Raw genomic sequence first — 1892 nt, 5'->3', positions numbered from 1 at the left:
TCCCCAATTGGGTCACCCGCCGCCTGCGCTACTCCGCGTGGAGGTTCGAAAACTCGTCCACGATGATATCGAGGCATTTCGGCAGCACGCGCGCGCCGAAGATGCCCGAGTTGTTGGGGATGACCTCGCCGTCGAACTGCATGCCCAGAGACGGTGTGCACGTGATCTTCGCCTGCTTGGCTTGGAGCGTTTTGATCTGCGGGCGGCCGAGACCCTTGCCCGCGGGATCGAGCACGGCGGCGGCCACGGTGGGGAGGAGCCCCACGAGTGTCGTGGGCTCGACGACCGCGATGTCGATGAGGCCGTCGTCCATGCGGCAGTCGGGGAAGAGGTTGATTTCGTTTTGGATGCACGCGGTGTTGCCCACCATGCACGAGATGCCGTCGAGTTCGTCGACGCGTCCGTCGTGTTCAATGGTGAAGTGCGCAACTTGTGGCTCGGGCGTGGAGAGGGCGGAGAACAAGTACGCTATCTCTCCGATGTCGTTTTTCGACGCCGCGGCCTTCTCCATGATGGTCGCGTCGAAGCCGGAGCCGGCGATGTTGATGAACCCGTGTCGCTGCATCCGGCCGCCTTCGTCCTCCCAGAAGAGCTCGCCCATGTCCACCTTCGCGGTGACGCCCGCGCGGCACGCGTGCGCGAGCGCGGCGGCGTCCGGCGCGTTGCCGATGTTTTGGAAGTAGAGGTTCGCCGTGCCGGAGGGGAAGACGAGGATGGGCACGCCGCAATCGCGTAGCAGATCGAGCACGTTGGCGACCGTGCCGTCGCCGCCCGAGACCACGATCCTGTCGAACGCGCGCGCGTCGGCGACGGCGTCCTCGCGTTCGAGCTCGGGGCCTATGAAGCGCAGGACGATCTCGTCGCCGGTGGCGGAAAGCGCGTGGATGAAAGTGAAGATCTCGTCCGAATGCGGACCCGAGGCGAGATTGTGGATGATGAGGCAGCGCATACTCATGGTTCCGTTCTAGCCCAAGGCGAGTATAGTTACTATATGCAATGTCGTTATCCTACCCCGGCGCTCGCGCGCCGGGCACGAGACTGAACCGAGCATGTATATTTCCACAGTTGAAGAGCTTTCGGCCTTTTGCGAGCGCGCCCGCGCGTTCGAGGCGGTCGCCGTGGACACAGAGTTCCTGCGCGAGAAGACCTATCACCCGCGTCTGTGCCTCGTGCAGGTCGCGACGCCGGACGAATGCGTCGCGATCGATCCCCTTGCCGTTAAGGACATAGCGCCGCTCGCGGAGCTATTCGACGACCCGGCCGTCACGAAGGTCTTCCATGCCTGCACGCAGGACATGGAGGTGTTGCTGCAGGCGCTCGGAACGGTTCCCGCGCCGATCTTCGATACGCAGGTCGCCGCCGCGTTTTTAAGCGAGCGCCAACAGATTTCCTACAACGGGCTCGTGCATGCGTTCTGCGGCGTCACGCTGCCCAAGAGCGAGTCGCTTACCGATTGGGCGCGCCGCCCACTCACGGATAAGCAGCTGGAATATGCCCTCGACGACGTGCGCTACCTCATTCAGGCCTACCACCTCATGGTGGGGCGCCTGAACGCCGAGGGGCGTCTTCCGTGGGTGCTCGACGAGATCCGGCCGCTCGCGATGCGCTCTCATTACGAGATCGATAAGCGCGAGGCGTACAAGAAGGTCAAACGCGTGAATTCGTGCACTCGTCGGCAGCTGGGGATCGCGCGCGAGCTCGCCGCATGGCGCGAGGCGCGGGCGGAGCGACATGATATCCCGCGTAAATGGGTTATCTCGGACGAGGTACTCATTGCGCTTGTGAAGCGGGCACCGCGCGACGAGGCGAGCTTCCGGGCGATTCGCGGCACCGAGCAGCTGAGCGAGGCCGATGTGACCTCGGCGCTCATGGCGGTCGAGCGCGGCATGACG

General features: G+C 64.1%; 2 protein-coding genes. One reads left to right on the top strand and one right to left on the bottom strand.

Going from position 1 to position 1892, the window contains the following annotated elements; genetic code table 11:
* Positions 1 to 28: 28 nt before the first annotated feature.
* Positions 29 to 949 carry a diacylglycerol kinase family protein gene (locus QZ079_RS09280; protein WP_297037560.1) on the bottom strand — a complete coding sequence of 307 codons (921 nt, stop codon included), beginning with the start codon at positions 947 to 949 and terminating at the stop codon, positions 29 to 31.
* 100 nt (positions 950 to 1049) lie between these two features.
* Between QZ079_RS09280 and rnd the strand changes: the two genes are divergently transcribed.
* Positions 1050 to 1892 (top strand): ribonuclease D (rnd, locus tag QZ079_RS09275; RefSeq protein ID WP_297037559.1); only part of this gene is annotated, 843 nt, incomplete at its 3' end.

This window comes from uncultured Enorma sp. (genome assembly GCA_905210055.1).
Lineage (GTDB): Bacteria > Actinomycetota > Coriobacteriia > Coriobacteriales > Coriobacteriaceae > Enorma.
This window is presented reverse-complemented; position numbering and strand designations above follow the sequence as displayed.